This window comes from Winkia sp. C0117E2 (genome assembly GCF_056590455.1).
On the sequence record NZ_JBWPWD010000002.1, the window covers coordinates 269,196 to 291,464 of the forward strand.

The 22,269-nt window shown below is 55.1% G+C and carries 21 protein-coding genes; 11 read left to right on the plus strand and 10 right to left on the minus strand.

Annotated features, from left to right (window positions below; translation table 11 throughout):
• Nucleotides 1–2 precede the first annotated feature (2 nt).
• The 3 genes from AC1EKG_RS03650 (at nt 3) to secA (ending at nt 4,378) form a co-directional block, all read left to right on the plus strand.
• Nucleotides 3–674 (plus strand): ComF family protein, encoded by a 672-nt coding sequence (locus AC1EKG_RS03650; RefSeq protein WP_146002937.1) that lies wholly within the window; start codon nt 3–5, stop codon nt 672–674.
• A gap of 155 nt (nt 675–829) precedes the next feature.
• The gene (hpf, locus tag AC1EKG_RS03655; RefSeq protein WP_004806037.1) at nt 830–1,486 is read left to right on the plus strand and encodes a ribosome hibernation-promoting factor, HPF/YfiA family; all 657 of its coding nucleotides are present in this window, start codon (nt 830–832) and stop codon (nt 1,484–1,486) included.
• A gap of 147 nt (nt 1,487–1,633) precedes the next feature.
• The gene (gene secA, locus AC1EKG_RS03660) at nt 1,634–4,378 is read left to right on the plus strand and encodes a preprotein translocase subunit SecA (protein WP_278614561.1); all 2,745 of its coding nucleotides are present in this window, start codon (nt 1,634–1,636) and stop codon (nt 4,376–4,378) included.
• Here the strand turns inward: secA and AC1EKG_RS03665 are convergent.
• Both AC1EKG_RS03665 and AC1EKG_RS03670 read right to left on the minus strand, forming a co-directional pair.
• Nucleotides 4,375–4,878 carry an Rv3235 family protein gene (locus AC1EKG_RS03665; RefSeq protein ID WP_004806041.1) on the minus strand — a complete coding sequence of 168 codons (504 nt, stop codon included), beginning with the start codon at nt 4,876–4,878 and terminating at the stop codon, nt 4,375–4,377. The genes secA and AC1EKG_RS03665 overlap by 4 nt on opposite strands.
• The gene (locus AC1EKG_RS03670; protein ID WP_004806042.1) at nt 4,875–5,510 is read right to left on the minus strand and encodes a LysM peptidoglycan-binding domain-containing protein; all 636 of its coding nucleotides are present in this window, start codon (nt 5,508–5,510) and stop codon (nt 4,875–4,877) included. Before AC1EKG_RS03670 ends, AC1EKG_RS03665 begins: the two co-directional genes overlap by 4 nt.
• 85 nt (nt 5,511–5,595) lie before the next feature.
• Between AC1EKG_RS03670 and AC1EKG_RS03675 the strand changes: the two genes are divergently transcribed.
• Entirely contained in the window at nt 5,596–6,090 is a 495-nt protein-coding gene (locus tag AC1EKG_RS03675; protein ID WP_004806045.1) for a hypothetical protein, read from the plus strand.
• Here the strand turns inward: AC1EKG_RS03675 and AC1EKG_RS03680 are convergent.
• Nucleotides 6,087–6,290, minus strand: a complete 204-nt coding sequence (locus AC1EKG_RS03680; RefSeq protein ID WP_040314892.1) for a helix-turn-helix domain-containing protein — start codon at nt 6,288–6,290, stop codon at nt 6,087–6,089. The two genes, AC1EKG_RS03675 and AC1EKG_RS03680, sit on opposite strands and share 4 nt — an antisense overlap.
• Nucleotides 6,291–6,444: 154 nt before the next feature.
• On the opposite strand from AC1EKG_RS03680, the gene AC1EKG_RS03685 reads away from it, so the two are divergent.
• From AC1EKG_RS03685 to AC1EKG_RS03695, 3 genes are read left to right on the plus strand one after another with little or no spacing between them, the layout of a single operon-like run.
• Entirely contained in the window at nt 6,445–7,020 is a 576-nt protein-coding gene (locus tag AC1EKG_RS03685) for a hypothetical protein (protein WP_141740527.1), read from the plus strand.
• Nucleotides 7,017–8,186 (plus strand): CpaE/TadZ family protein, encoded by a 1,170-nt coding sequence (locus AC1EKG_RS03690; protein ID WP_004806051.1) that lies wholly within the window; start codon nt 7,017–7,019, stop codon nt 8,184–8,186. Before AC1EKG_RS03685 ends, AC1EKG_RS03690 begins: the two co-directional genes overlap by 4 nt.
• A 4-nt stretch (nt 8,187–8,190) precedes the next feature.
• Nucleotides 8,191–8,595 (plus strand): DUF6912 family protein, encoded by a 405-nt coding sequence (locus AC1EKG_RS03695; protein ID WP_004806052.1) that lies wholly within the window; start codon nt 8,191–8,193, stop codon nt 8,593–8,595.
• On the opposite strand, the gene AC1EKG_RS03700 is transcribed toward AC1EKG_RS03695, so the two are convergent.
• From AC1EKG_RS03700 to AC1EKG_RS03720, 5 genes are read right to left on the minus strand one after another with little or no spacing between them, the layout of a single operon-like run.
• On the minus strand, nt 8,573–11,524 hold the full coding sequence (locus tag AC1EKG_RS03700; RefSeq protein WP_004806055.1) for an AAA family ATPase: 2,952 nt from the start codon (nt 11,522–11,524) through the stop codon (nt 8,573–8,575). The genes AC1EKG_RS03695 and AC1EKG_RS03700 overlap by 23 nt on opposite strands.
• A complete protein-coding gene (locus AC1EKG_RS03705; RefSeq protein WP_004806056.1) occupies nt 11,511–12,647 on the minus strand; it encodes an exonuclease SbcCD subunit D in 1,137 nt (378 codons plus the stop codon). Before AC1EKG_RS03705 ends, AC1EKG_RS03700 begins: the two co-directional genes overlap by 14 nt.
• 43 nt (nt 12,648–12,690) lie before the next feature.
• Nucleotides 12,691–13,707, minus strand: a complete 1,017-nt coding sequence (gene rsgA, locus AC1EKG_RS03710) for a ribosome small subunit-dependent GTPase A (RefSeq protein WP_004806058.1) — start codon at nt 13,705–13,707, stop codon at nt 12,691–12,693.
• Entirely contained in the window at nt 13,694–14,950 is a 1,257-nt protein-coding gene (aroA, locus tag AC1EKG_RS03715) for a 3-phosphoshikimate 1-carboxyvinyltransferase (RefSeq protein ID WP_004806060.1), read from the minus strand. Before aroA ends, rsgA begins: the two co-directional genes overlap by 14 nt.
• Nucleotides 14,950–15,444 (minus strand): DoxX family protein, encoded by a 495-nt coding sequence (locus AC1EKG_RS03720; protein ID WP_004806061.1) that lies wholly within the window; start codon nt 15,442–15,444, stop codon nt 14,950–14,952. The genes aroA and AC1EKG_RS03720 overlap by 1 nt, the downstream gene beginning before the upstream one ends.
• A gap of 143 nt (nt 15,445–15,587) precedes the next feature.
• On the opposite strand from AC1EKG_RS03720, the gene AC1EKG_RS03725 reads away from it, so the two are divergent.
• The 4 genes from AC1EKG_RS03725 to AC1EKG_RS03740 all read left to right on the plus strand — a co-directional run bounded on the left by AC1EKG_RS03725 (nt 15,588) and on the right by AC1EKG_RS03740 (nt 17,831).
• Nucleotides 15,588–16,178 carry a sigma-70 family RNA polymerase sigma factor gene (locus tag AC1EKG_RS03725; protein WP_004806062.1) on the plus strand — a complete coding sequence of 197 codons (591 nt, stop codon included), beginning with the start codon at nt 15,588–15,590 and terminating at the stop codon, nt 16,176–16,178.
• Nucleotides 16,175–16,465: a mycothiol system anti-sigma-R factor gene (gene rsrA, locus AC1EKG_RS03730; RefSeq protein ID WP_004806064.1), complete on the plus strand. Its 291-nt coding sequence runs from the start codon at nt 16,175–16,177 to the stop codon at nt 16,463–16,465. The genes AC1EKG_RS03725 and rsrA overlap by 4 nt, the downstream gene beginning before the upstream one ends.
• A 72-nt stretch (nt 16,466–16,537) precedes the next feature.
• A complete protein-coding gene (locus tag AC1EKG_RS03735) occupies nt 16,538–16,609 on the plus strand; it encodes a 50S ribosomal protein bL37 (protein ID WP_391592316.1) in 72 nt (23 codons plus the stop codon).
• 238 nt (nt 16,610–16,847) lie between these two features.
• Nucleotides 16,848–17,831, plus strand: a complete 984-nt coding sequence (locus tag AC1EKG_RS03740; protein WP_004806065.1) for a bile acid:sodium symporter family protein — start codon at nt 16,848–16,850, stop codon at nt 17,829–17,831.
• A 39-nt stretch (nt 17,832–17,870) separates the two neighbouring features.
• Here AC1EKG_RS03740 and AC1EKG_RS03745 read toward each other — a convergent pair whose 3' ends face one another.
• Together AC1EKG_RS03745 and AC1EKG_RS03750 are read right to left on the minus strand one after the other, a co-directional pair.
• Entirely contained in the window at nt 17,871–18,455 is a 585-nt protein-coding gene (locus AC1EKG_RS03745; RefSeq protein WP_004806067.1) for a GDSL-type esterase/lipase family protein, read from the minus strand.
• A gap of 64 nt (nt 18,456–18,519) precedes the next feature.
• On the minus strand, nt 18,520–22,203 hold the full coding sequence (locus AC1EKG_RS03750) for a multifunctional oxoglutarate decarboxylase/oxoglutarate dehydrogenase thiamine pyrophosphate-binding subunit/dihydrolipoyllysine-residue succinyltransferase subunit (protein WP_101485659.1): 3,684 nt from the start codon (nt 22,201–22,203) through the stop codon (nt 18,520–18,522).
• Nucleotides 22,204–22,269: the final 66 nt, after the last annotated feature.

The window sequence follows — 22,269 nt, forward strand, 5'->3', positions numbered from 1 at the left end:
CCATGGGAGCTCTACTTGACCTCGTTGTACCCGTCCAATGCATGGGCTGCGGCGCCTGGGATACGCCACTTTGCCAAGAATGCAGCGGCATCTTTGATGAGTCTCCATTCGACGTGTCTGCATCTTTGCGGGTATACCTCTCTAACGTATGGTGTCTCGACTGGTATGAGGGGGCCCTGCGTAATCTTGTGCTTGCTCTCAAACATGACCAGCGGGTGGATCCCTACCCCTATTTACTTCGCCTCGGGCATGCCTTGGCAAAGGCGCCATTTCTAAGTAGGGCCGATGACCTTGCTATCGTTCCGGCGCCGCCATCTTGGAAGCGGCGACTCTTCGGAAACAAGATCGGTCGTCCTCTTGCATTAGGAATAGCTGCGTATCTGGCGAAGCAAGGCCAGCAAGTGAAGATTCAAGATGTGTTGTATCTGCCGCTACGTGCTCACCAGGCAGGCAGATCAGGCAAAGGCAGAACTGAGCGCTTGAAAGAGGGAGTGAAGTGCGTAGGGAAGGTAGGCCCAAAGGTGCTGTTAGTGGACGATGTAGCAACCACTGGCGCAACTTTGAAGGCTTGTGCAAGAGCCATTGAAGAACATGGGGGACAGGTAGTCGGAGCCGTAGTAATAGCCGCTGCTAAGCCACCTGTCCAAATAGAAGATACGAGTCCGCATATGTGATGTGCGATACGTGAATAGACGGTAAAGTTAAAGGAAATCAGGCATGGGCCTGAACTTCCAAGGGGAGGGGTGGTAGCTACACACAAGACCGCCGCAGTTGGTGCGGTTGGTACCCACAAACTGGCTTCGGCCAACGGAGTGCCCCGGAGGACACAATGGATATTATCGTCAATGCTAGAAATGCCGAGATTCACCCTAACTTCCGCGAATACGTAGAAGAGAAGGTATCGAAAGTAACCCAGTTCTATCCCCGCGCCCAGCGCGTGAACGTTGAACTAAACCACGAACGTAATCCGCGTCAGGCAGATACTGCCGAGCGTATTGAACTTACCGTTCACGGCAAGGGGCCGGTTATTAGGGCAGAGGCATCCTCGTCTGACCGCTATGCTGCCGTAGATATTGCGGCAGGGAAGCTGTACGAGCGTCTGCGCAGAGCTAGGGATCGGGCGAAAGACCATCGCAAGGGAGTAACTCATCAGGAGACTGAAAAGCCCTTAGATATTGAGGCGCTGAAGTTTGAACTGGCTGTTGAAGATGCCCCCAAGGCGGTACACGAGGAGACCAAGTCTGTCGCCGATATGAAGGCTGGCGAGGAGCGCGAAGAGCAGCTTGGCGACTCCCCAGTGATCGTTCGACAAAAACTACATGAGCCGGATCGAATGACCGTATCTGAGGCCCTGTACCAGATGGAGCTTGTGGGACACCCGTTCTATCTGTTTGTAGATACCGAGACATCTCAGCCGTGTGTGGTTTACAGGCGGCACGGATGGACCTATGGCGTTCTCAGGCTAGACGCGAAGGTCGAACAGTAATCTGCTAAGTGTGTTGGCCCGGTTCTCAGTGGTGAGGACCGGGCCATCTTTTCACCTATCGGTAAATGTGATGGACTCCAGTTGTAATGCCGTATGCTTTGGCCGTTAGACTAGGCATGTTGTGTGCGATCAACTGAAGGAGCTCACGTGTCGATTCTCGACAGGATTCTGCGTATTGGCGAAGGCCGAACGCTACGCCGCTTAGAAAAGCTGGCAGGGGAAGTACTTGCGAAGGAAGACGAGTACAAGGCCCTAACCGACCAAGAGTTGCAGGGCAAGACCGCCGAGTTTAAGGCGCTCCTGGAGGACGGCGCGACACTCGATGAGCTACTGGTGGACGCATTCGCGACTGTGCGTGAAGCCGCTGACCGCGTATTGAAGTTGCGCCCGTACAAGGTACAGATCATGGGCGGCATCGCTCTTCATGAAGGCAACATTGCCGAAATGAAGACCGGTGAAGGCAAGACGCTGGTTGCGACCATGCCCTCCTACCTTCGGGCACTGGCAGGTAAGGGCGTTCACGTAATTACTGTGAACGATTACTTGGCTTCCTACCAGAGTGAGCTGATGGGCCGCGTGTATCGGTTCCTCGGGCTCACTGTTGGCTGCATCGTTGCGAACCAGAGCCCTGATGAGCGCCGAAAGCAGTACAACGCCGACATTACTTACGGTACGAACAACGAGTTCGGTTTCGACTACCTACGTGACAACATGGCTCAGTCAGTCGAAGCCTTGGTGCAGCGTGATCACTACTTCGTCATTGTCGACGAGGTTGACTCCATTTTGATCGACGAGGCTCGTACGCCACTAATCATTTCAGGTCCTGCCGAGGGCGAAGCGGATCAGTGGTACTCGAAGTTCTCACAGATGGTCCGCCTGCTAGAGCGCGGTAAGGACTACGAGGTAGACGAGAAGAAGCGTACCGTTGGGGTAACCGAAGCGGGCATTGAAGCGATTGAGGATATGCTCGGTATTGATAATCTCTACGAAGCTGCGCATACGCCGCTGATCGGCTTCCTGAACAATGCTATTAAGGCTAAGGAGCTCTTCAAACGCGACCGCGACTACATCGTCTCGGGTGGGGAAGTAATCATCGTTGACGAACATACCGGTCGTACGATGGAAGGACGCCGCTACAACGAGGGCATCCACCAGGCTATCGAAGCCAAGGAAGGCGTTGAAGTAAAGGCCGAAAACCAGACTTTGGCGACGATTACACTGCAGAACTACTTCCGCCTATACGAGGTACTCGCCGGCATGACGGGTACTGCCGAAACTGAGGCTGCCGAGTTCGCAAATACTTACAAGATCGGGGTAGTGCCGATCCCAACGAACAAGCCGATGATCCGCCAAGATAAGGCTGACCTGGTCTACCCGACCCGCGCTGGCAAGCTGCGGGCGATTGTAAAAGATATCGCGGATCGTCACGAAAAGGGGCAACCGGTACTGGTTGGCACTACCGACGTGGCAAAGTCCGAGGAGCTTTCTGCACTTCTAAAGGAAGTTAGAGTGCCGCACACCGTGCTGAATGCTAAGCAGCACAAGCGCGAAGCAGAAATCGTTTTCGATGCCGGCCGAAAAGGCGCAGTGACTGTCGCTACGAACATGGCTGGTCGTGGTACCGACATTATGCTCGGCGGCAATCCTGAGCGCATTGCCGAGCAAGAAGTGCGTGCAGCCGGTTTTGATCCTGAAGAAGATCTCGATGCCTACCGGAAGGCCTACGAGGAGGCGCTTCCCAAGGCCGAAGCCGCTGTGAAGGCGGAGCATGACGAGGTAAAGGAGCTGGGTGGACTATACGTCCTCGGTACGGAACGGCACGACTCGCGTCGTATCGATAACCAGCTTCGTGGTAGGTCTGGCCGTCAGGGTGACCCGGGCGAATCCCGTTTCTACCTGTCTATGCAAGACCCGCTCATGCTGAAGTTTGCAACCGGTCTGGCGCAGAGGATCATGGCATCAGACTCGTATCCGGAGGATCTGCCTCTGGAAGGGCGCTTGGTATCGCGCACGATCGAGTCCGCCCAGAGCCAGGTCGAGGCACAGCATGCCGAGATTCGTAAGAACGTGCTGAAGTATGACGATGTTATGACCGGTCAGCGTGAGCTGATTTACGATCAGCGGCGGCAGGTACTAAACGACAAAGTTGACATGGGGGAGCAGGTCCCGGGCTTTATTGAGCAGGTAATTCGCGAATCGGTCGCGGCCGTAACTGCGGAAGGAAGCCCCGAAGATTGGGAGCTGGAGAAGCTCTGGACTGAACTTCGTTCGATTTACCCAATCAGCTTGAAGATCGAAGACCTAGAAGAAGAAGTAGGTGGCAGGGTCGCCCTATCGGCTGACGACGTCACGGAAGCTCTGTTGGATGACATTACTGACGCCTACGCAACTGCGGTTGAAGAAGTAGATAATAATCCGGTTGCAATTTCGCAATTGGGCGATGCTCCCATGAACGAGTTGGAGCGCCGGGTCCTTTTAGGGACAGTCGACAGGTTGTGGAGGGAACACCTCTACGAGATGGATTACCTGAAGGAAGGCATCGGCCTGCGCGCAATGGGCCAGCGTGATCCCCTGGTGGAATATTCTTCCGAGGGGGCGCAGATGTTTACCGAGATGATGGGGCGTATTCGCCAGGACACCGTCTCTTCGGTATTCGGTTTTGCTCACCAGTTCAAGGCTGTGCGTGAACAGCTTGAAGCCCAGCAGGCCGACAACTCCGGAAATGTGATGGGTACTGTCGGAGCAAGTGAGGAGCCGACCAATATTGCCTACTCCGGGCCATCCGATTCTCCCTCGAGCGAGGAAGAGGAAGGCGCATCTGCGGGGCAGGCAGAAGGAAAGCCCATGAACCGTTCAGAGAGGCGTGCCGCGAAGAAGAAAAATCGCAGCTAGCCAATTTCTAGTGCCGTAGTAACCCACCTACCGTGTAGCGGTTCAAGGCGCAGTGCTACGGCCCTGGACTTCTTTCCATCGAATACTACGACGGCGGCCTCTACAGCCTGGAGGCCGCCGCCTTTTATTGCCTGCACTGCCTTCACATGTGCGCTAACAACTCTGGCGGATTTAGCGGGAGCGGCATGCTTATTCAGCCTTCGCGCCATCTCTACCCGATTGAGTAACGCCCCATGTATTTCGGGCAATAGCCACTGAGACAGTGGGGAAGTAGGGCGAAAACCGGTGAGTAGTTCGATTACGGTTTTAGCGATGTTCGCCGCCCATGGTCTTGGGTGTGGCATCTTTGGTGTGGGCAGACCTTGATTAGGTCTAAGCTTGCTCCGGGCGGCACACCCAGGCCGTAGTACCGGAATCTGGGTGCGGGTTGGGGGTGGAGTCATTGGTCGCTTGGGAGCAAGCTTTATCATCTTTGGGGATTGGCTTAGTGGTGCGCTCATTTGTCTTCCTTTGGAATAGCCAGGTTTTGTCCTGGTTGAATTAGGTTCGGATTTGGTCCGATAACGGTCTTGTTTCGGTCGTAAAGGGCATTGACTGAGGTGGCGTGCTCTTGCGATATGCTCCACAGAGAATCACCGGCTTGCACGGTGTAATAGGAGAGGTTTTGGGGTGGCGCTCCGGCAGTTAGATCCAGTGAGGGAGCTCCTGGCCCCAGATCAACGAGGGAGGTCGCAACTACGGGACTTCCTTCGGTAGCAGGCGAAGCAGTAGTTGCGAGGGCTGCGGGGGCGGAAAAGAAGCCAATTGCCGTGGATGCTGAGATCGAGATTCCAGCTGCTTTTCGCAACAGGGGCGGACCGTATTGTAGAACTTTGCTGCGAATTGTCTCGGCAACTCTTGCCGGGGCAAACTGGGCAACCAAAAGTGCCAGCCCGCCGGCTAGATACCACAGCGATAGTAGGGCTCCGATTGTGGCTAGTATGCAGGCCACTAACGCCGAGAGCTGGGCTGATGGCAATTCTTGCACGAATATTTGGTGTGCAGAGTCGATCGCCATGCCAGAGCAGTAGGCGCAACTACTTGGTGCCGCCAACGTTGCGATACCGGCGCCGATATTGTTTATGCTTCGCATTGAATGCCTAACGACTATGTTTGAGCATGTTTGATACTTAACGTTAAGCGTGCGGGTGCGACTCTGTCAACAGTAATATTTAGATATGGATTTTTTAGATTCTCTGGAAGCTGCTTTTGAAGGGCAGTGGGCGGTAGAGCGTGAAGCGGAGGCGCACGAATTAGCCGAGGCTGCTCGTCTCAGCATTAACTTGGCTGATCTGATACGCGAGCAGCAAGGTAGGCGTGTTGATCTGGAACTATTTTCCGGGGCGCGGATTGCTGGGCTGGCGGTAGAGGTGAATTCTGCCTGGGCGCAGGTTGTAGATCAGGCAGGGAATCGGACGGTTGTTGCGTTGGCTGCAATAGCGGCGATGGGTGCTCCGGGGCGTGCTGGAACCGTTGAATCTTTGTTGCAGTCTAGGCAGAAAATCGGCATGGTTATGCGTGAAATTGCAAGATCGGGGCGTGTGGTGCTGGTGACCTCTGTAGCGGGGCAGCAGTGGCGAGGTCGACTGTCCGGGGTTGGGGCCGACTATCTAGAGCTAGACAGGAGATGTGCTGTGCGGCTGGCCGTTATTGAGAGCGTGCGAGTGTGTTAGAGGTTTTTAGCTTTTTCCGCTGAGGCTGCGTATGCATTCTGAATGTAGTCTTCGAGGACAGACTTCTCTATCCTCCACTGCTTGCGTCCGCCAACTTGGATGGCTGGAAGTTCGCCCGATTTGATCATGGCACGGACCCCTTGCTCTGAAAGGGCAAGTAAATCGGCCACGTCAGAGATTGTGTAAAATCTAGGTTCCATGTTGCCTATTATGCCCATTTAGTATGTTTTATGTCTATAGATAATGTATTGTTTGGGTTGCTACGGAAGTGACTTTTCCGCTTTCGCATCGGGAAAAACCCGGGCAAAATAGGAAAGGCAAAAAACGGCAACTGGAGACAAGATGGCTAATGCAATGAGGCTTCGCGATCCCCGACTCCTAGCGGGAATTATTCTGATAATCGGGTCGGCCCTAGCGGGTTGGTTCATTCTAGATCGCTCTGCATCCGGTCCTGCAATGTTGCAGGCAAGAAGTGACTTGGCCGCCGGCACGGTCCTGAGTGAGGCAAATACTATTGTCGCTGATGGTTTTGCAGGGAAGGGCGATATCTACCTAGCGGCTTCAGAACTAAAAGAGAATCGACCGCTGGCGAGGCCGGTAGGAAAAGGGGAGATTATTCCAAAAGCAGCTGTTGCTAATGCTGACGCTGTTACCTCCAGGCCAATGATGGTCACCGCCGCGTCTTCTCTTCCCGCATCCGTCAAGGCCGGTGACCAGATAGAACTGTGGGAGGTGGCAAATTCCGACTCGGGACAATCCCAAGAACCGCAACTTATGTGCGTGGCCGGACTCGTCTCTTCTAAAGAGGACGAGAGGGCGTTCAGTGACGGGGTAAAACTCGAAGTTAGGGTGCCGGGAGAATCCGTTTCCAGAGTGCTAGCCGCACAGGGGAAAGGATCCAAGATAGTAGCGGTGGCGAAACACCGATGATCGGGGTCTTGCTATGCCTTGAAGGCGAGTTAGAAGTTGATCTTGTCCGGTCGATCTCTGCCGGTCGGGACATAGCCGTTCAACGTAGATGCGCCGATCTTACGGAGCTACTTGCAGCGGCTGAAGCTGGACTCGGTTCTGTAGCGATCATCTCGGGGGAAGTAGACGGACTTACAATCTCGACTGTAGAACGCCTAGAAGAGGCCGGCATGCACACGCTGGTTGTCTCCTCTGCTATTGAAGAATTTGGTCCTGCGCGTGTCGTTCCCCCAGATAAGACGGCAATCTTAAACAGGGTTGCCGCGGTCATTTCCAAGGCTGCAAGTACCTCCCTCGCTACGCCCTCGACCGAAAGCGATAAGCAGGAATCCGGTGAGGAGACGCCTCTCGGAAAGATAGTAGTAATCACGTCCCCGATAGGATCTCCGGGGCGTACCACCTTAGCTGCGGGAATCGCTGGCGCATTGGCGCAGCGTCATTCCGTGCTGCTGATCGATGCCGATATTACTGCCCCGTCTGTGGCAATGACATTGGGGCTGGACGATTTTGGAGCTGGCATTGCAGCAGCGGCAAGATTGGCTGATCGGGGAGCCTTAGACCAGATGGAATTGGACCTAATCGTCGAGGAATCGGCTGGCTTCAAGGTACTAACTGGGCTAAACAGAGCGCATAGGTGGCAGGAGGTGCCCGGAGGCACCATCAGCAGAATCCTTGAGGTAGCTGCGACCATGTTCGAATGGGTTGTTGTGGATACTGCTGCAAGAACCGATCCAGATGAGTCCGGTACTGTTTTTGGGCCTGCCCGTGACGACGTTCTGGAAGCCATCCTAAATAACTGTGATCACCAAGTGCTTGTCGGACGTGCTGACCCAATTGCTATTCGGCGGCTACTCGCAGCATATGGAGACGAGGCAGATCGAGGGCGCAAGCCGGACACTGTAGCTGTGACTGGTACGGGCGTAATCCCAGGAATGCGCGAGAGACACGTGGGGGATGTGGTTGCACGTTTTGCCCATGCCAAGATCGTAGGGATTGACTTTGATGCGGAGGGGATTGCTCAGGCATTACTGGAGGCTAGACCATACGAGGCTGTAGCTATTTCGAAGCTGGTCGACCGTATAACGGGGGAGCGAAGTTACAGATCCCGTAAGGACATGCGAAAATAGGGCCATGCGTATATATCTTCCCTTGCTGAGGACCGAACTAGCCGACCTGGAACTGCCATCGCGTAACGCTGTTGCTGCCACGGAAGAATTTCAGCGAAAATACCACGAAGAAGGCTTTGACATCGAGGATTACGAATTCATATCCATGATGGTTGCAGCTGGACTTTGTAAGGAACTCGGGGCTGACATGCGCATTGTTGCTGCGGCAGATTGCGAGGCTACCGAAGTGGGCCACGGCATGGTGCAGCCCGCAAGCCTTTCCTGGGAGGATGTCGTGTCAATCCATGTAGACGGCACTGAAGGACGTGCGCTAGTCGCCGCTGGCAAGTGGGAAGAGGCTGGCGCCGAAGCACTGGAATGGTACGACATAGTAGAACGGCAAAATCTTATCGCCGAGTTGGCAGATTAAGTTTCAACCGGGATCCCTGCTCTGAGGCAATTACCTGCACTTTCGGGCCCACCTGGTTTGCTAACTCGCGGACGTGAGAGATGATGCCAACTAATCTGCCAGCACTACTGACACGGAGCTGATCCATCACAGAGTCCAGTTTTTGGGGATCTAGGCTTCCAAATCCCTCGTCGATAAGCATCGTTTGGATTACTATTCCCCCTGCCTCATAGCTAACTACCTCAGCTAGTGCTAGCGAGAGGGCGAGCGAACAGTAGAACATTTCCCCGCCAGATAGCGATGAGGTTTTGCGTTCTGTATCCGAGTAATGGTCCCTAACGGCTAGTGAGAGAGCTTGATTTACAGAACGTCCCCCGTCAGAATCGGTGCGCACGAGCTCATACCTACCCGCGGACATGGCCTGCAGATGTGGATTCGCAACGGCAAGAATCTGGTTCAATCGCTCGAGTAGTACCCAGGTAGAAAGCGGAATTGAATCTTGGTTTGCTGGGCCAGCGTTGACCAGTTCGAAAAGCCAAAGTAGATCTTTGTGCTCGGCAGTTAGGCTATCCAAATGGTCGGTAGCTGAGCTAATTCGCTCTACTGCTCGAAGCAGTTGGTCCCGCTCAGCTAGCAGCTTTCCGAGCTGCTGGTTTTGCGCGTCAGCCGTGGCAGTGGCAGAGTCTTTAGCATTTTGCAGGGCTACGGTATCGGGACTGTTCTCTGCTGCCAGTGCAACTAACTTGGGCTCAGAAAGACGCTGCGAACAAGATTGTTTTTGTGCTTTCCAATCGGCAATTTGGCTGCGAAGACCAGATTCTGCCTCTTTGTCCAAAGCCGCCTTCTGCGCGTCCTCGACGGTAGGAAAGTTGTTTTTCTTCAGCGACCGGATTAGCTCCTCGCCGGATGTCTCGGCAGCTACCTTTGCATGCTCCAGATGCTTGATGTTGAGTAGTTGGCGGTCACCTAAAGTGTGAATCTGCACCAGTTTGTCGTGCAATTGCCGAACAGTGATTCCGTTTTGGGTAAGCGGCGCTATTTGACCTTTTAGCTTACTGATTGACTCTGTAAGAGAGTGGATCCTTTGCTGTAGTTCCTGCAAAGCCTGTTTATTGAGGGCAACTTCGGTGTCGTATTGCGCCTTCTTATTCTGTTCTTCTTGGAGCTTGTTCTGATAGCCTTCCAGTTTATTTGCTTGCCGTTCGGCCTGCTCGAAGAGCGTTCGTTCCAACTGCAGCTGGGGCGCAAGTACCTCCTGCGCGATTGATATTTCCGCTTGAGCTTTAGTAGTGCGTTCTAAGGCTTGTTCGTGCCTACTCTTTGCAGCGTTGAATAGCTCTTCGGCTCTAGCAGTTTCTTTGTATGCCTCGCTTAGGCGATCCAGGGACACAGTTTGGGCGCCCTCCTCAGCAGGATGCGGGTGCGACAAAGAACCGCAGGCGGGGCAGGGAACCCCATCTTGCAAGTGGGAGGCTACCTGAGACGCAAGCCCCTGCAGCCGCTGCGTAACTAGGTGTGCCTCCTTGGATTTGGCCGTGTCCCAGGCACGTGCCGCGGCAATTTTCTGCTCAGCGGCATCTGATAGGGCTTTTGCAGCCTCTTTCCATTCCTCGTGTGCCTGATGCTGGGCCTGTAGCTTTTCTAGTTTTTCGCCGTGCTCCTGCATTGCCTTGGATGCATTCTGGGAAGCCAAGACCTGTAGCTTCACGTGCTCGACTACCTGGTGCGCCTTTGCAGCCTTGGCAGAGCATTCCTGGCCCCCTTTGCTTGCCGCCGCAGCTTTATCTTGGAGCGTGTGTAGTTCTTCTTGTCTATTTTTCAGGTCTGCTTCTACGCCTACTAGTGGCACTAGTTCTGCTGCGTACTGGCCAGCCTTTTCCCGCAAGTCACCGCGATAAAACGAAACCTCCGCTACGGCCTGAGTCAAGATTTCTTCAGCTTCGGTCACGGCTTGCTCAGCGTCTTCCTTAGCAGCCAGATCGTGCTCATGTATTGAGTTTTTGCCCAGTACCTCTTTAGAGCGAGCAGCAGCATCGAGAGTGAGCTGCTGGCGCTCTCTGAGCGAGGCTTCTTGCTCCAGCGTATGCAGAGTTTGCTTTAGCAGAGAGAATTGTGCTTTGGCCTCAATTACCTGCTCCCCGTGGGTTAATGCAGCGGCGGCCTTTTGCTCTTGATCTTTGGCTTTGGCAAGGCCGCTTTTAGCGGTCTCTACCGAGGCATCCATTGCCTGCGCAACGGCGGCTCGGGCAGCGTGAGGTGACCTCTCGCTAAGCTCTATTCCCTTTTCCTGTATTTGGTCCAAATACTCTGACCACGCACTATTGAGGGCGGCAGAAGCATCCTTTGCGACTGCCTGTGCATCCTTCGCGCTCTCGCGTAATGCGTCCTCGAAACGAGCGTAGTCTTGGGTGCGGAAGATAGATTCGAGCACTTTCTTGCGATCGTCAGACTTCGCCCTGAGGAACGTATCGAATTTTCCCTGAGGCAGAATCACGGTCTGACAGAACTGTTCCCCTGTGAGGCCTACCAGTTCTAAGATAGCCGGGCCAACATCTACAGGGCGGGTCGCAAGCGGATTCGCCGGATCGTCAATGCGAATCAGATGCGCGGTAGTGCGATGCAAGGTAAAGCCATCGCCCCGCTTCTTGGGCCTTTCGTATGCGGGCGAGCGGCGGACTCTGTACTGCCCAGAAGACACTTCAAAATCTAGTTCAACCCAGGTTTCTTCAGTGGGAGCACATAAAGTAGAGCGCATTCGGGCGGGATCAGCATTTTGGCTGGAAAGACGGCCGTATAGAGCGAACACTACGGCATCTAGAATAGTCGTCTTACCGCCTCCGGTAGGGCCTGTAATAAGCATGATTCCCTCGGGCTCAAATTCTTCAAAATCTATGTCTTGGCGCCCGGGGAAAGGACCAATCCCGGAAAAAGATAGTCTAAGAAGCCGCATGCTCGTCGCCCTTCCTTACCTGGTACCAGATCTGCTCGACAATTTGCTTGCCCTTCTGCGTAAGTTCTTTCCTGCCGACCTGCTGGGCAAAATCAATGGTCACCTGTACCGGATCCTGCTGGACCACCGTGGTTGTAGGTAGAGACGGACGCCGCTGCGCACCTACAAACTGGACAGTCAGCAAATGTGGAAAACGCTCCAGTAACTGCCGATGAAGATTGGGGGGCCGCGAAACATCGGTGACTTGTGCCGCCACCCACGCATCTTGATAAGAGGCAAAAGCGGGCGAAAGAAGCTCTTCTAAAGTGCCTGTGATAGTGGCTATGGGGCGTACCTGTGGGATAGGTAGCCTGGTAACTGTCGTATTGCCATCTTGGCAGGCAACGAGTAGAGCGCACTTTGCAGTACCAGCCTCGGAAAATGAATACGGCACGGGCGAACCCGAGTAGTAGATAGGAACTGGCCCTTGGAGATGCTGATAGCGATGCAAATGTCCCAAAGCCACATATGACATTTTTTCAAATAGGTCAGCAGATACTGCTTCCACGCCTCCGATAGAGATGTCTCTTTCTGAATCGGAACTTATGCCCCCTAAAACGAAAGCATGGGCCATTACAACGGCAGGTAGAGACGGGTCTTTCTGGCGTCGTTGCTGCAAATCCTGGGAAACGAGTTGCATAGCCGCGCTCATCACATCCTGATGAGTTGTGGCAGTACCAAAGAAATGACTGGCAGCTATTGGTTCTAGATAGGGGAGAGGATAGACGACTCCGTCTGCTACCGGCACCGCTTTTCCGACCTGGGACAGCCGCGATACCACTACTAGTTCGTCCCTAAAGAATTCTGCTCCGAATCCCAGCCGCTTGGCGGAGTCATGGTTGCCGGGACAGTAGATTACTCGGGTGAACTTGGTAAGCCGGTGCAGGGCATCTTCTAACAGTTCTACCGCCCCTGCTGACGGCAGTGCCCGGTCATATACGTCGCCGCTAATTAGCACCGCATCTACCCGGTGTTCTTTGGCAAGATCCACCAAGGAATCTATAAAGAGCCGCTGGGCCGGCACCATGTCTGCCCCGTGCAATGTGCGTCCCAGATGCCAGTCGGAAGTGTGGATGAACTTCATACCACTAAGGTTATGCCCCGCCTCCGACTAATGAGGACAGACCTTAGGACCGCTCCCAAGATTCCAGCCCCGCTTCCCTAGAAGCCAGCAGGCGACGGAACGAGGCGACTCGTTCACGCGAGACCTGTTTCGCATCCAGTGCGCAATCAGGTGCATCCGCACCGTGGGAACACCCACGCGGACAGTACTCCTGCGCGACTTCGGCAAGGTCAGTGAAGCCAGCTAACAATTCGTCAGGTTCAACATGCGCTAATCCAAAGGAACGGACCCCGGGGGTATCGACTACCCATCCAGAATCGTCCTTCAACGGTAAGGCAACCGCTGAAGTGGAAGTATGTCGCCCTCGGCCGGTCACGGCATTGACATGGCCGGTTGCCCGATCTGCCTGCGGAATAAGGGCATTGATCAGTGTTGACTTGCCCACCCCAGAGTGGCCTACCAGAACTGTCAAGTTGTCTTTTAGCTGTGCCTCCAGTTCTGCTAGTCCCACAATGCCATTTTCAGTTACCGAGGTAGAGACAAAACCAATATCCAGATTCTTGTAGAAAGTGAGCGCCTCTTCGGGCTGGGCTAGATCGGCTTTTGTAAGCACTAGGAGGGGTTTTATGCCCGCCGAAACCGCTGCCACAAGGCACCTGTCAATCATGCCCGTGCGCGGAGGCGGATCTGCCAGGGCAGTTACGATTGCCATTTGAGTTGCGTTGGCAACCATAGGTTTCTCGGTGCCTTTACTTGCGTCGTCTTCAGTAGAGCGCATCAACACGGTGCTCCGTTCCTCGACGACGACGATGCGAGCTAGGGATCCTTTCGATCCGGACAAGTCTCCAACAACGCGCACCCTATCGCCTACGATTACAGCGCGTCGTCCAAGTTCGCGGGCCTTTACCGCGTGAAGGAGATTGTTCTTTAAAGAAAGGGTGAAACGCCCTCTATCTACGGCAACTACCGAAGCGATCTCGGCTTTTGAATAATCTGGCCGTTTCTTGGACCTAGGTCTAGATGAACGCGCGGGGCGTACCTTCACCCTGGGATCGTCCGTGCCAATATCACGCCAACCCATTTAGTCCCCTCCACATCCGGGCAAAATCAGGCAGTGTCTTTGCGGTAGTGGCAATATTTTCTACCTTGACCGCAGTCCTTAGCCCCGCAATCGCAGCAAAAGTAGCCATTCGGTGATCTTCATAAGTATTGATTCTTGCCGGTCTTGGAGTGCCCGGAGTAATAGTTAGGAAATCAGGGCCTTCCTCGATCTGGGCTCCCAGCTTGCATCCTTCACAGGCGAGGGCGGCAAGACGGTCTGTTTCGTGACCGCGCAGATGCCCGATTCCATACAGGTGAGTGGGGCCTTCTGCAAAGAGTGCGAGCGCCACGACAGTAGGCACCAGCTCGCCCTCGGCAGACATGTCACGGGTGATCCCGCGAAGGGATTTTCCTTCCACTGTAAGTCGGTTTGCTTCCTGGCTGACACTAGCGCCAAAATCGGTCAGGATGCTCTTCCAGTGGGCTCCTACCTGTGTAGTAGCTGCGGGCCAATCGGGGATCGAAACGGTGCCGCCAGTAAGTGCGGCCGCGGCTAAGAACGGGCCGGCGTTGGAAAGATCCGGTTCAATAGTTACGGTTCCCCCTGCAGGGCGAACGCCGCCAGCGACGAAGGCGTTACCATCTTGCACGCACGGTACCGCATGGGCCCTTAGTGTCTGCATAGTCATCCGAATATGCGGCAATGAGGGGAGCTTTCCCATTACTTCAACCCGCAGTGGATTTGGCATGGCAGCACTGGCGAGCAACAGTGCGGAAAGAAATTGGCTAGTGGAACTCGAATCGACACGGACTGGCCCTTCAAGCGCGCTGCCGTGTACAGCAAGTGGGAGGTGGTCGCTTTCACCGAGAGAATCGATCCGAGCTCCCATCCGCCGCAAAGCCTGTACCAGCCCTGCCATAGGACGGACTCGGGCGCCCTCGTCCCCATCCAATATGCAGTCACCCTGCGCCATGGCCGCTAGAGGAAGCACGAAGCGCATAACGGTTCCAGCGAGGCCACAATCAATTTGTCCGCTCGAACGCAGGGTGCCCCCACGTACGGTCCAAACGTCGCCTTGGCAGGAGACGGCCACGCCTAACTGCTTAAGAGCGGCGACCATCAAGGTGGTGTCCCGCGAGCGGAGAGCACCGCGGATGGTAGTGGGCTGGTCCGAAAGGGCAGCCAACACTAGATGGCGGGCGGTCAAAGACTTAGAACCGGGAATCCGTACTACTCCAGAAACCGGCCCTTGGGCTAAGGGGGCCTCCCACCACTGCGCCATTAATCCCCGATCTGTTCGATTTGTTCCATAGCTGCATCCGCTTCGGCTTCGCGCAATGCTTTGTAGTTCCGGTAGCGCCAGCCTAGCGACGGATCCCCTTCGCGATCGTAAGCCGCCAGTAGGAGTCCGCCGGTCAAGCCTAGCCGAGTAACCGCCATGGACAGGTTCTGCTTCCGCTTGTCGGACTCAGCAAACAAGACGGGATAATTCACTGCGGTGATCGGAAGGTTCAACAGGGCAAGCACAGCCGCGCAAGTACGGGGCTTGATGCCGAAGATCAGACCTAGCCCGGCAGCGGTGGTGACTCCGCCGGCAACACGGGTAACCATGCGCGCGTCAGAGTCCAGTACTGGGGGAAGTCCCCACTTCTCTAGTTTCGGAGAGACAGACCGAAAACGCGCTACGTGTTCTTCGGAGTGGATAACGGCGTCGATGCCGTCAGAGACGAAAAGAGAGGCGATCATAGTGCGGGCGAGAGTGCGTAAAATGCTCATAAAACAATTGGTACCGCACCTGGGTGCTTTTCGCTAGCTATTGGAAAAATAAAATCTGGTCCGGGAATAAAACAGGGCGGCTTCGTGTTCAGTTAGTTAGTTCGCAAAGACTAGTTCTGAGTGCTGCGATAGGCTGAAAGGTGATGACACAAACAACCAAGAGGGCGCCGGCAGAATCCGTCGCCGAGCGCCGGCAGCGTTTCGAACAGGATGCTCTGCCTCACCTGGATGAACTGTATCGCGGCGCATTGCGCTTCACTAGGAACCCGGCAGACGCCGAGGACCTAGTGCAGGATGCCATGGTCAAGGCGTACGCGGCTTTCGACCAGTACAAGCCAGGAACAAACTTGCGAGCGTGGTTGTTCCGTATCCTGCGGAACACCTATATAAATAAATATCGCAAGGAACAGCGCCGGCCACCTACCGCAGATGCTGGCGAGTTGCAGGATTGGCAACTTGCAAAGGCCGCTAGTCACGATTCTGTGGGGTTGTTATCCGCCGAGGTCGAAGCTCTTGCCGCACTTCCAGAGGGTACGGTTCGAGAGGCTTTGATGGAACTGCCAGAGGACTATAGGATCGCGGTTTTTTTGGCGGATGTGGAAGGTTTCTCGTACAAAGAAATCGCGCAGATTATGGACACGCCCACTGGAACGGTGATGTCTCGATTGCACAGAGGGCGATCCAGGTTGCGCAAGGCTCTTGCGAATTACGTAGCAGAAGGGGAGGAATCATGAGCTGCGGATGTGGTAGCGATGATTGTCGCTGCGACGAGGTAATGGCCGATCTATACGAGTTTGTAGACGAGACTCTGTCTCCGTCCCAGATCCACAGGTTAGCGGCGCACATAAGTGGGTGCCCGCATTGTGCAGCCCACGCTGAGGGGGAGCGGGAACTGCGAGCTTTGATGGCTCGGCAGTGCCGAGAGAGCGCGCCGGCACGTCTTCGCGGCAGAATCGTTCGAACCATTGCAGCTTCGGATGGCCAAAATGGGATGTCTATTACTATTTCGGAGTCTTACTAGCCGGTTGGCTTGGTTTTCCGGGGTTGCATGTGCGAAACTGGTTTGGTTATCGACCCGGAAGGAGTGTGTCCCATGAGCAAGCGTGGACGCAAGCGTAAGGATCGCAGGTTCAAGCCTGCCAACCATGGCAAACGCCCTCAGTAACTGAGTTTTAGAGCCCCACTTCGGTGGGGCTCTTTTTTATCTCTTGACAAAAAGTATTGAATATTTATTCACGAAACGACGCTGTTTTGGCCGAATCTGTAGGGATTGGATGAAGCCGGTATGAATAAAAAGAGAATGTCGTTCTACTATTCGGACATATATTCTCAGTCACTGAGCAGGCAACTACTGTTTCTGTAACGTTCACGCTGGGTGAACGCGCAACAGAATAGGAGTGAAGATGTCCGCTACACTGCAAAAAGCAGCGTCTGCGCAAACCGTGCAGCAAAAAGAAGAACGCGCAGCATACATCGCTGCCCTAGGTTTTCCTATTCTGGTCATTATTGGTGGCTTGGTAGGTTTTGCAGCTCCCAGTGTCGTCTTGCCGCTAAAGGGTTGGGTTAACCTCCTTCTAGGGGTTGTCATGTTCGGCATGGGACTTACCCTAAAACCGGCAGATTTCGTGCTGGTTGCCAAACGTCCGCTACCTGTTCTTATCGGTGTCGTTTCGCAGTATGTGGTCATGCCGCTGCTTGCCGTAGTGCTGGTATGGGTAATGCAGCTTCCCGCTGAGGTAGCCGCCGGTGTCATCCTGGTCGGGTGTGCGCCGGGTGGAACCTCCTCTAACGTGGTTTCGTATCTTGCTAGGGGCGACGTGGCTCTGTCCGTCACGATGACCTCCATCTCGACGCTGCTAGCGCCGGTACTTACCCCCTTGTTGACTCTGTGGCTCGCAGGTCAGTACATGCCGGTGAGCGGTGCCGCCATGGCAGTGTCGATCGTCAAGGTAGTACTTCTGCCGGTCGTAGGCGGCCTCGCTTTGAGGGCGTTCTTCAATTCCGCAGTGCAAAAGGTAGAGCCGGCACTGCCCTGGGTATCGGTTGTAGCCATCAGTGTCATCGCTGCCACGGTGGTCGCCGGGTCTAAGGAAACTATCGCCACTTCGGCGGTAGTCGTCTTCGTGGCCGTAGTTCTGCACAACTGCTTTGGGTATGTGCTCGGCTTCTTCGCCTCGAAATTCACTGGAGGGACTCGTACCACTTCTCGTACGACCGCCATCGAGGTGGGCATGCAGAATTCCGGTTTGGCCGCAACTCTCGCAATGCAGTACATGAGCCCGACCGCAGCTTTGCCCGCGGCTGTCTTCTCGGTATGGCATAACCTGTCGGGCGCTGTAGTGGCAGCCCTGTGCCGCACGGCAGATAAGCGCCAGGCTAGTAAGTAGTAGTTGAAAAAATGCCGGTCCCGCGGGACCGGCATTTTTTCATTCTGTTCCAATCCAGGAACCGAAACCTGAATGCAGGACGAGCCATGCTAGCAGCCCGTATCCAACCTGTCCGGGCAGCCCTGTGGGAGACTGGTTGACCTCTGACAGCCACCCATCGTGAGTACTAAGCGGAGTGAAAGTGTCAACGTAGGTTACGGAACGCCTAGAGCAAACGTCCTCAAGCGCATGGTTTAGCTTGGCCAGACCAGTGCTTTCTACTGCCGGTAGCGGGGGAGGTCCCACCACAAAGCAGGGCATGTTGGCACCGGCAGCCTTATCCAAAATATTGGCCAGGGAAAGACGCGAACGAGGAGAAGTGAGGCCAGCGGCAATATCCGCGCTTCCCATCCCTATTAGCAACCTGTTTATGGCGCCTTTGGTACAGCGCCTGGCAGCTTCCTCTTCCCACCTATCGGCTAGATCTATCGAAGTTTCGTTGGGAACTGCCAACGTGAAAGTCTGTACTTCTCGGGCAGCCTGGGTTCTGGCCATAACCCGACCAACCCATCCTAGAGCGCGAGGATCTCCGGCACCTGCGGCCAGCTCATCGCCAATCACAATCAAATTCTGAGGGGTATCCACAACTACATCCTACAAAGTGCGCACAAATAGAGGAGTGGGCAGCTAGCTGCCCACTCCAATACAACTATCGCTGGAAGGCGGCCTCCATGAGCCTCTCGTTTTGTTCAGCATGCATAGCAGCCGTACCGGCTGAAGGAGCTGCCGAGGAGGGTCTTGATACCACGCGAAGGGTTCGGCCTCCGGTGGCCGCATCTGTAATATTCAAGGCCAAGAAAGGCCACGCCCCCATGTTGCGCGGTTCGTCTTGGACCCACACCAGCTCGGCCGAGGACGGGAATGCGCCCAGAGCCTTAGCAAGCGCTTCTTCGGCAAGCGGATAGTACTGCTCCAGACGAACAATCGCGGTCGATTTGTCGTTCCTTTTTGCGCGAGCCTTCACTAAGTCGTAGTAGACCCTGCCGGAGGTAAGGATGATCCGATCGACGTTGGAAGCGTTCGCCAACACCTCATCCTGAGACTCCTGGAGCACCTCGTGGAACGAGCCGCGAGTAAAGTCCTCTACTGGCGAGGTGGCGGCATTCAGCCGAAGCAGCTGCTTCGGAGTAAATACGATCAGTGGTTTGCGCGGGCGCTGATAAGCCTGCGACCTCAGCAAGTGGAAATGCTGAGCCGGGGTAGAAGGCTGAGTAATGCGCATGTTGTTCTGCGCGGCAAGCTGCAAATAACGCTCAATCCTGGCGGAAGAGTGATCCGGGCCCTGCCCCTCATAGCCATGTGGCAGAAGCATCACCAGCGAAGCGTGCTGGCCCCACTTCTGCTCGGCTGCAGAAATGAACTCATCCACAACCAATTGGGCTCCATTTACGAAGTCGCCAAACTGCGCTTCCCACAGCACTAAGGCCGACGGGCGCTCAACAGAATAGCCATATTCAAAGGCAAGAGGCCCATACTCCGACAGTGAAGAGTCGTATATGGAGAGCATCTTTTGATCCGGAGTCAGAAAGTCTAACGGCGTCCATTCGCGTCCAGTGTCGTGATCGTGAAGAACCGCATGGCGCTGTACGAATGTGCCGCGACGGCAATCCTCGCCAGACATCCGCACCGGGGTTCCCTCGATCAGCAATGAGCCGAACGCTAACAGCTCGCCGAAGCCCCAATCGATCTTGCCTTCGCGGCTCATCTGGTGGCGTCGTTCCATCAACTTGCGCATCTTCGGGTGAGGAGTGAAGTGCTCGGGAACGTGCAAGTAGGCATCCCCGATGCGCTCGATTACCTGCCGTGGCACCGCAGTATCCCAACCGACCATCATGCCCGCTCCAGGACGCTGAGATTCCGGTAATTCCAACGCGGCTTCCCCAGGGGACCAGCCGTGTTCGCGAGTCTCAGTCAGGATGCGATTCATCTCGGTGTTGTACTCAGCCAAAGAGGCGCGTGCCTCCTCTTCAGTTATGTCTCCACGGCCAATCAAATTCTTGGTATACACCGACCGAGTAGAAGGAAGTTGATTGATCAGGTTGTACATGATCGGCTGCGTCATCGAGGGGTCGTCGCCCTCGTTGTGGCCGCGCCGACGGTAGCAGACCATGTCAATGATTACATCCTTGTGGAATTCTTCGCGGAAGGAGAAGGCTAGATTCGCAGCCCGTACCACCTCTTCAGGGTCATCTCCATTGACGTGGAAGACAGGGATCTGTAGCCCCCTTGCCATATCGGTGCAATAGCGGGTTGACCTGCCAGAAGCTGGCCCGGTTGTGAACCCAATCTGGTTGTTCACAATGACATGCAGGGTACCCCCGACGCGGTATGCAGGCAGCTGAGACATATTCAAGACCTCATAGACCACGCCCTGGCCAACGAAAGCTGCATCCCCATGAATCAGAATCGGCAGAACGGGGTAGTCGTCAACCTGCCCCATCTTGTCTAACTTGGCGCGGCAGATGCCTTCCAGCACCCCGTCGGCTGCCTCCAAGTGAGATGGGTTAGCCGCCAGAGTTACGCGGATAGCCACGCCGTCCTCGACAGAGAAAACCCCTTCTGTGCCCAGGTGGTATTTCACGTCACCGCTACCTTGAACCGTGCGTGGATCCTGATTGCCTTCAAACTCAGAAAAGATCTGCCCGTAGGACTTTCCGCCAATATTGGCCAGCACATTCAAGCGGCCACGGTGCGCCATGCCAATGACAGCATCAGGAAGGCCGCGCCTCGCTGCAGCCGTAAGAGCGGTATCGAGCAGCGGGATCAGCGATTCGCCGCCCTCAAGAGAAAAACGCTTCTGGCCGACATACTTGGTCTGCAGGAAAGTTTCGAATGCCTCGGCTCTAGACAGAGTGGACAGAATGTGTCGCTGGGCTTCCTTGGAAGGCTTCTCGTAAGGAGTCTCAATTTGCCGCTGCAGCCAAGCCCGCTGGGCTGGATCCTGGATGTGCATGTACTCAATGCCCATAGAACGGGTGTAAGTGTCGCGCAGCCTGGTAAGGATCTGCCGCAAAGTCATATTTGCAGCTCCACCGAATCCGCCGGTGGGGAAGGATCGATCAAGATCCCAAACAGTTAGGCCGTAGTTAGCAAGAGACAGGTCGGGATGGCGACGCTGCCGATACGCCAGCGGGTCAGTATCTGCCGCAAGGTGTCCGCGAGAACGATAGGCATGAATAAGCTCAGCAATGCGAGCAGGCTTGCCCTTCTCTGTCTCAAGCGAGTACTCGTAATCCTGCTGGAAGACGAAAGGCTCGTAGGGTACCTCCATGGCGCGGAAGACACGTTCGTAGAAGCCATCCTTGCCAGTTAGCTTTTCCTCTACAGTACGAAGGAATTCCCCGGAGGCAGCTCCCTGAATAACCCGGTGGTCGTAGGTGGAAGTCATATACATGGCCTTGCCGACCCCCATACGTGCCAGCACGGTCGGGGATGCGCCAGCCCACTCGGCAGGATACGCCGTGGCGCCGACGCCAATAATTGTCCCCTGCCCGGCCATCAACCTGGGTACGGAATGGCTTGTTCCCAAGGTGCCGGGGTTAGTCAGCGTCATCGAGGCACCCTGGAAATCCTTAGGGGTGAGCTTGCCCGCACGGGTCCGCGCAACAAGGTCCTCATAGGCGGCCACAAATTGCTGGAAATCTAACCTGTCAGCCTCGTGGATCACGGGCACCATAAGAGTGCGGGTGCCGTCCTTCTTCGGTAGATCAATAGCTAACCCGAACCCCACGTGTCCGTACTGGCGAACGTTGGGCTTGCCGTCGACCTCTTCGTAACGGACGTTCATAGAAGGCATCTTGGTCAAGGTCTCGACCACCGCGTATCCGATTAGGTGGGTAAAGGAAACCTTTCCGCCCCGAGTTCTGGCTAGATGGTTATTAATAACCGAACGATTTTCGATCAGTACTTTTGCTGGGATCTGCCGGGCAGAGGTCGCGGTCGGAACGCTCAAAGAGGTTTCCATATTCTTCACGATGGCGCCCGCCGGGCCACGCAGTCGCTGTACCTGGTCGACTTCGCCCTCGGACCCCAGTAGCGCGCCGTTGCCCTTCAGAGCATTTGCCGCATACGGCGAAGTTGGCGGCTCCACCTTCGAGAGGGGAAGAGGGGGAAGATCAGAACGTGTCTCGTCTGCTACTTGCTCTGCAGGCTGGTCCTGCACCTTCTCTCTCTGTGCGGGAGTAGAGGTCGCCTTGAGCTCCTCCATACTTTCGACAGCTTTGAAATAATCCTGCCAATCGGTGGGCACCGATAGGGGATCTGCATCATACTTCTTGCGCATCTGCGCGATTACGTCACTGGTGGGCGCTTGTTCACTGCTGTCCTGAGACATGTAACACCTCGATGTGGAGTGCGACGGAAACTACTCGTAGAAACAAGATTAGGCAATGAATGCCGA

What these genes read in the sequence shown, in the direction of transcription:
- AC1EKG_RS03705 (WP_004806056.1), bottom strand. Translation starts at nt 12,647, where the DNA reads ATGAAGTTCATCCACACTTCCGACTGGCATCTGGGACGCACATTGCAC.
- AC1EKG_RS03690 (WP_004806051.1), top strand. Translation starts at nt 7,017, where the DNA reads ATGATCGGGGTCTTGCTATGCCTTGAAGGCGAGTTAGAAGTTGATCTT.
- AC1EKG_RS03700 (WP_004806055.1), bottom strand. Translation starts at nt 11,524, where the DNA reads ATGCGGCTTCTTAGACTATCTTTTTCCGGGATTGGTCCTTTCCCCGGG.
- AC1EKG_RS03720 (WP_004806061.1), bottom strand. Translation starts at nt 15,444, where the DNA reads ATGAGCATTTTACGCACTCTCGCCCGCACTATGATCGCCTCTCTTTTC.
- rsgA (WP_004806058.1), bottom strand. Translation starts at nt 13,707, where the DNA reads ATGGGTTGGCGTGATATTGGCACGGACGATCCCAGGGTGAAGGTACGC.
- rsrA (WP_004806064.1), top strand. Translation starts at nt 16,175, where the DNA reads ATGAGCTGCGGATGTGGTAGCGATGATTGTCGCTGCGACGAGGTAATG.
- AC1EKG_RS03750 (WP_101485659.1), bottom strand. Translation starts at nt 22,203, where the DNA reads ATGTCTCAGGACAGCAGTGAACAAGCGCCCACCAGTGACGTAATCGCG.
- AC1EKG_RS03685 (WP_141740527.1), top strand. Translation starts at nt 6,445, where the DNA reads ATGAGGCTTCGCGATCCCCGACTCCTAGCGGGAATTATTCTGATAATC.
- AC1EKG_RS03675 (WP_004806045.1), top strand. Translation starts at nt 5,596, where the DNA reads ATGGATTTTTTAGATTCTCTGGAAGCTGCTTTTGAAGGGCAGTGGGCG.
- AC1EKG_RS03650 (WP_146002937.1), top strand. Translation starts at nt 3, where the DNA reads ATGGGAGCTCTACTTGACCTCGTTGTACCCGTCCAATGCATGGGCTGC.
- aroA (WP_004806060.1), bottom strand. Translation starts at nt 14,950, where the DNA reads ATGGCGCAGTGGTGGGAGGCCCCCTTAGCCCAAGGGCCGGTTTCTGGA.
- AC1EKG_RS03725 (WP_004806062.1), top strand. Translation starts at nt 15,588, where the DNA reads ATGACACAAACAACCAAGAGGGCGCCGGCAGAATCCGTCGCCGAGCGC.
- AC1EKG_RS03680 (WP_040314892.1), bottom strand. Translation starts at nt 6,290, where the DNA reads ATGGAACCTAGATTTTACACAATCTCTGACGTGGCCGATTTACTTGCC.
- AC1EKG_RS03740 (WP_004806065.1), top strand. Translation starts at nt 16,848, where the DNA reads ATGTCCGCTACACTGCAAAAAGCAGCGTCTGCGCAAACCGTGCAGCAA.
- AC1EKG_RS03670 (WP_004806042.1), bottom strand. Translation starts at nt 5,510, where the DNA reads ATGCGAAGCATAAACAATATCGGCGCCGGTATCGCAACGTTGGCGGCA.
- AC1EKG_RS03695 (WP_004806052.1), top strand. Translation starts at nt 8,191, where the DNA reads ATGCGTATATATCTTCCCTTGCTGAGGACCGAACTAGCCGACCTGGAA.
- hpf (WP_004806037.1), top strand. Translation starts at nt 830, where the DNA reads ATGGATATTATCGTCAATGCTAGAAATGCCGAGATTCACCCTAACTTC.
- AC1EKG_RS03665 (WP_004806041.1), bottom strand. Translation starts at nt 4,878, where the DNA reads ATGAGCGCACCACTAAGCCAATCCCCAAAGATGATAAAGCTTGCTCCC.